We start from the raw sequence: 6,000 nt of genomic DNA, 5'->3' as shown, positions 1-6,000 counted from the left end.
GTATAAGCGCCTGGGCGGCTACAGTGCCCAGTACGGCCGCTCCGACGGCGGCGTGATCAACCAGGTCGGCAAGCGCGGCACCAACGAGTGGCATTTCGGCGGCCAGGTACTGTGGTCGCCGGAGTTTGCCCAGGCCGACGGCACCAACACCTACTACACCAACGGCCTGCCCGCCTCGCCGGTGGCCGGCAACCTGTATGACCCCAACAGCAAGAACCGCCAGTGGAGCACCACCTACGATGCCTACATCGGCGGCCCGCTGATCAAGGACAAGCTGTTCCTGTTCCTGGCCGCCGAGGCCTCGCGACAGGACGGCACCACGGTGAACAATGTGTCCAGCGCCAAGCCGGAGGTGAACTACCACTACAACCTGCCCAAGTGGTACGCCAAGCTGGACTGGAACATCACCGACAGCAACATCCTCGAGGTCACCGGCGCCTCCAGCAAGCGCGAGACCTCCGGCACCATCTACGACTACGACTACACCACGCTGTCGCGCGGCAATTTCATCAACTACGATGACAACACCAAGACCGGCGGCGACCTGTACACCGCCAAGTTCACCAGCTACATCACCGACAGCCTCACCTTCTCCGCCCTGTACGGCAAGATGAAGCTGATGAACTACGACGCGCCGGGCAACTACGACGGCAGCCTCACCTACGTCACCGGTACTCAGAACCAGAACTCCGCGTTCAACGGCGGCACGGCCATCGGCAACAGCCAGGTGATCTCCTCGCTGTACAACCCCAACCGCCACAACGACAGCAACAACCTGCGCATCGCCCTCAGCTACCAGCTGGGCTCGCACACGATCACCGCGGGCATCGACAACCAGAATTCGCGCGCGATCGACCAGGGCAGCCAGACGTCCGGACCGGGCTACTACTGGGACTACGCCTACACCACCACGCCGACCGTGGCATTGATTCCCAACCTGGGCGTGGGCGCGCCGGCCAACTATCCGGGTGGCGCCACCGGCTACTACGCCATCCAGTACGTCAACAGCTCGATCGCCAGCGTGCGCTCGGCGCAGCGTGCGCAGTACATCGAGGACAAGTGGCAGGTCACCGATCGCTGGCTGCTCTCGCTGGGCCTGCGCAACGACCAGTTCACCGACTACAACGCCGACGGCCAGGCCTATATCCGCCAGCGCAGCGCACAGTGGGCGCCACGCCTTGGCTTCAGCTGGGACGTCAACGGCGACTCCAGCTTCAAGGTCTACGGCAATGCCGGCCGCTACTACCTGGGCCTGCCGCTCAACCCGGCGTTGAACGCCGCGGGCGCCTACGTGTCCACCCAGCAGTACTTCACCTATACCGGCATCGCCGCCGATGGCACGCCGACCGGATTGACCCCGTTCTCCAACCCGGTGTCGCCGAACAACACCTATGGCGTGTTGCCCGACCCCAAGACGGTGACCGCGCAGAACATCAAGCCGGAGTACCAGGACGAGTTCATGCTCGGCTTCACCAAGGCCATCGATGACCAGTGGGTGTACGGCGCCAAGCTGACCCAGCGCATCCTGCGCAATGCCATCGACGACTACTGCGACGTGCCGGCGATCGAGAACAAGGCCGCATCGCTGGGCTATGACGTCAGCGCCACCAACAGCTGCTACCTGATCAACCCGGGACGGGCGAACACCTTCACCGTGGTCGACACCAGCGGCGCGTACCGCAGCGTCACGCTGACCAACGACGAGATGGGCTTCCCGCCGCTCAAGCGCAAGTACTACTCGCTGGAGGCCTTCCTGGAGCACCCGTTCGACGGCCACTGGTACGGCAAGATCGACTACGTGTTCTCGCGCAGCTATGGCGACACCGAAGGCCAGCTGCGTTCGGACATCCAGCAGACCGCGGCGTCGACCAGCATCGACTGGGACTTCCCGGCACTGATGTCCTCCAGCAATGGCGCGCAGAGCAACGACCACACGCACCAGATCAAGCTGTTCGGCTACTACCAGTTCACGCCGGAATGGCTGGTGTCCGGCAACGTATCGCTGGTTTCGGGCAATCCGCGCAACTGCCTGGGTTACTACGGCCCCAACCAGACCGATCCGGATGGTTACGGCAGCTTCTATCACTGGTGCGGCGGCCAGCCCTCGCCGCCGGGCACCCATCGCCTGCCGTGGAACAAGCAGGTCGACGTGGGCACCACCTACCGGCCGGCCTTCGCCGACCACAAGCTGGGCTTCACGCTCAACGTGTTCAACCTGTTCAACTCGCAGGCCATCCTCAACGCCTACCCGTACTACCAGATCTCGCCAGGCACGCCGGATCCGCTGTACGGCTCGGCCGTGGTTCGCCAGCAGCCGCGTTATGTGCAGCTGAGCGCCACCTACGACTATTGAGTCCAGTTCGGCCCCGGGGCGCCCCTCGCCCCGGGGCCACCGGGTGGCCGGCCAGGCCGGCCGGCCATCCGACCTCTTTCATACCCATGATGACTGCTCACCCGCCAAGGCAACCGACCATGCATACCATCGCCCTCCACCGGAAAGCCGCCCTTGGACTCGCCCTGCTGTGCTCGCTGCTGCCCGCGGCCGTACTGCACGCCGCCGAAGACCCGGAGCCGACCACCATCGCCGACGCGCTCAAGGCCTCGCAGCAGCAGCACCGCCCGGTACTGGTCGATTTCCACGCAGTGTGGTGCTACTCGTGCTACTACATGGCCAGCCACGTGCTCACCGGCCCGGACTGGGAGGCGGTCAAGCGCAAGGCGATCGTGGTCGATGCAGACGCCGACTCGCCCGACGGCCAGCTGTGGATGAAGAAGCTCAAGGCCACCTTCCTGCCCAGTTACGTCGTGCTCGATGCCAACGGCAACGAACTGGGACGCATCTCGGCCGAGCAGCCGCGCGAGAAGTTCTACCCGCAGGTCAATGCCATCCTCGCCACCGGCAACACCCTGGATGGACTCAAGGCGAACGCCGCCAAGGGCTCCGTCGATGCCATCGCCGACGTGCTGGAGGCCTACCAGGCGCGCAGCGAGGGCGAGGCCGGCCTTGCCTGGTTCGCCAACCTGCCGGCCAGCCAACAGCAGGCCGCGCGCAAGCAGGCGCGCGTCACGCTGGCACTGGACCAGCTCGCGCTGGCGAAGGCCGTGGAAGCCAATGACAACAAGGGCATCATCGAGCAGGCACAGAAAGTACTGGCCGGCGACGTCGGCTGCCTGCGCCCGTACGTGCTCGACAACCTGTTCAACGCGAGCAGCAGCCTGCCGGCGGCACAACGCAAGGCCGTGCTATCCGCGCAGCGCCCGTCGTTCGATCGTTACCTGGACACCCAGGTGCTGGTGGCCAAGCCCGCCTGCGCCGACCAGCGCAGCGCCGTGGTCGCGAGCGCCGACCTGGACAAGGCGGTGGGCGACACCGCAGCAGAAGCGCGCGTGCTGGACCGCGCCATCGCGCTGACGCGCGAACGGCTTGGCAACAACCTCGCCAGCGATCGCAACCTGGCCGACAACCTGCGCATGTACCTCACCCGCGCGGGCCGAACCGCCGAGCTGGACGAATACCAGCACAAGCTGATTGCCGCTTATCCGGACGACTACGTATACGCCTACCGTTACGGCCGCAGCCTGGTGGAAGCCGGCAAGCCGGCCGATGCGCTGCCCTGGCTCGCCAAGGCGTCCGATAAGGCTTATGGCGCGAACCGCCTGGCCGTCGCGCTGCAGCAGGTCAAGGCGCTCAAGGCACTGCATCGCGATGACGAGGCGAAGAAAGTGGTCGCCGATGTGCTGGAAACCAATGGCCCCTGGTTCCCCAAGCAGGTCGCGGCACTCAAGGCGCAGCTCAACGCATGACACGAAATAGCCGGCTCACGCACAGCTCGTGGGCCGGCGGGCTGCCGGAAGATGCAGCCACATCGGCGGCCAGTGCATTCAGGGCTTTCTTCGATAGATGCCGGCGAAGCGCACGTTCATGCCGCCACAGGCGCGGTTGTCGCTGACCACGAGCAGTGCGTTCACCAGCGTAGCCCTCACCTTGCACACACCATCGGTGAAGATCGCCACGTTGCGATCCGGCGCGGATGATCCCTCGAAGCTGCCTTCGTTGGCTCCGCCGGGAACCTCTGTCGGCAAAGGGTGCTTCGATGGCCACCAGGCCTCACCTTGTGCGTGGAGTACGGCGCCCTTGACCGTGATATGGATCCGGTCGTCGCCATCGACCCACGCTCCGGACCAGCGCGCCAGCGAGGGGCTGGACTCGACAGGGATGTCCTCCACGCGGTCCTGCGCGATCCAGCCAGCACTGCCGCCAACCTTGTTGGGATAGAAGGCGCAACGAAACATGCCCAGCCGCTTGCCGAGGACCAGCACGTCCCCCGGCACGACGTACGCCTTTTGGCGGCAGACCGCCTCACCACGGGCCGGGCATCCGGCCGAATCATCCTGGAAGTACAGGCGCTCGCTGCCGCCTACGCGTGCCAGCGAAAACGCCACGTCGTCATCGGCGAACAAACCATTGCGGCACATCCGGTCATCGGGCGACTGCGCTCGCGAGACCACCGGCATCACCGCGGCCGCCAGAACGATCATGCCGAGCACCTTGTACATGCGCCTCTTCCTGCGTGTGACGACGACCAGCACCCGGGAGTAACGGAAGGGACGGTCGGCCAGACGGCATCACCCGCCCCGGAATCGTCGACATCCAACCCGAAACAGCAGCATCGCCCGCGGGCCACTGACGCCGCAGGACATCGAAAAAGCCACGAAGCATCGTGACGCCGCCGCCACCGCGCGGCGAATACACGACCGGCCCGCCCATCAATGCAGCAGCTGACCCTTGAGCTGCTCAAGATCGCGGCGCAGCTGATCAAGCTGGGCACGAGCCTCGTCGCGCTCGCGCAGCGCTTGGGCATAGGCCGAGGCAGGCACCACATGCAGGGACATCGCCTTCTTCCTGGCGCGATAACGCCGCGCCCGCTCGGCCGGGCTCAGCGCATCCAGCTTGCGCGGACGCCCGCGACTCCGCTTGAACGTCAATGGCAACGAAATCGTTCCGGGATCGAGTGGATCAACCATGGCGCAGCCTCCTGAAATGTTGAACAAATTTTATGTGACGTCACGTAAAATAGCAAGCAAAAATTTGCCGAAATACAACAACTCAGCAGATGTTTTTGCGAAACGGCAACGCGCCGGGCTGTCGTCCGGAGCGACGGCCGCGCGTTCACATGCCAAGGAGATATCTGTCGTTACCGTGACGCCCAAGGCTGCGCCGGAATGCGCAGCCCAGCCGGCGCTACAGCCCATGCACCGAGGGAAGCCGAAGATGGAATCGTTCTACGAGCTGTCATCGCGGACCATGCGCCGCGTGTACGACTCCCGGATCAATACACCACCAGTACTCGATACCGCGACCTACTTTCCCGATGCCACGCGTTTCCAGGCTGCCTGGCCACAGATTCGCCAGGAGGCGCTGGCGGTGCTGGAGAACTCGCCCTCCATTCCCCGCTTCCACGAAATCATGCCCGCCCAGGCCGAGATCTCGGCCAGCGACGGCAAGGACTGGCGCATGTACCTTCTCAAGGTCTATGGACAGGGCCTGCGCTCGCACCTCGAGGCCTGCCCTGTCCTGGCCTCGATACTCGACGAATGCCCGGACGTGTTGTCGGCGACGCTGTCATTCCTCGCGCCACACAAGCACATTCCCCGGCACGAAGGCCCTTTCCGGGGCATCCTGCGCTATCAGCTGAACCTCGAAGCGCCTCCGGGACCGGACGGCCGGCCGGGCGCGGTGCTATGGCTGGCCGGCAACGAGTACCGACTGGCCCAGGGCGAGAGCCTGTTGTGGGACGACACCTATCCGCACGAGGTGTGGAACCACAGCGAGCACACGCGCATCGCGCTGCTGCTGGACGTGCGACGCCCGGCCATGCCGCTGGACCTGCGACTGCTCTCGCGCGCGGTAACCGCCGGCGTCGGCATGGTCGCCCGCTGGCGGGGACTGGACTGAGGCATCGCCTGGCTCGCATGGGTCCGCACGCCCGGGAATACGGG

The 6,000-nt window shown here is 65.2% G+C and carries 5 protein-coding genes; 3 read left to right on the top strand and 2 right to left on the bottom strand.

Annotation, left to right across the window (positions count from 1 at the left end; all coding sequences use genetic code 11):
• The coding region (locus DVU99_RS15280) for a TonB-dependent siderophore receptor (protein WP_114241092.1) at positions 1-2,353 on the top strand (2,353 nt) is incomplete at its 5' end.
• Positions 2,354-2,472: 119 nt separating this feature from the next.
• A complete protein-coding gene (locus DVU99_RS15275) occupies positions 2,473-3,804 on the top strand; it encodes a thioredoxin family protein (RefSeq protein WP_157971459.1) in 1,332 nt (443 codons plus the stop codon).
• Between the two features lie 78 nt (positions 3,805-3,882).
• Here DVU99_RS15275 and DVU99_RS15270 read toward each other — a convergent pair whose 3' ends face one another.
• A complete protein-coding gene (locus DVU99_RS15270; protein WP_114241090.1) occupies positions 3,883-4,557 on the bottom strand; it encodes a hypothetical protein in 675 nt (224 codons plus the stop codon).
• Between the two features lie 210 nt (positions 4,558-4,767).
• Entirely contained in the window at positions 4,768-5,025 is a 258-nt protein-coding gene (locus DVU99_RS15265; RefSeq protein ID WP_114241089.1) for a hypothetical protein, read from the bottom strand.
• 247 nt (positions 5,026-5,272) lie between these two features.
• Here DVU99_RS15265 and DVU99_RS15260 point away from each other — a divergent pair, with 247 nt between their 5' ends.
• Positions 5,273-5,956 carry an aspartyl/asparaginyl beta-hydroxylase domain-containing protein gene (locus DVU99_RS15260; protein WP_114241088.1) on the top strand — a complete coding sequence of 228 codons (684 nt, stop codon included), beginning with the start codon at positions 5,273-5,275 and terminating at the stop codon, positions 5,954-5,956.
• The last annotated feature ends 44 nt before the right edge of the window (positions 5,957-6,000 follow it).

Origin of the sequence: Dyella sp. C9 (genome assembly GCF_003332825.1) — a bacterium.
GTDB lineage: Bacteria > Pseudomonadota > Gammaproteobacteria > Xanthomonadales > Rhodanobacteraceae > Dyella.
This window is presented reverse-complemented; position numbering and strand designations above follow the sequence as displayed.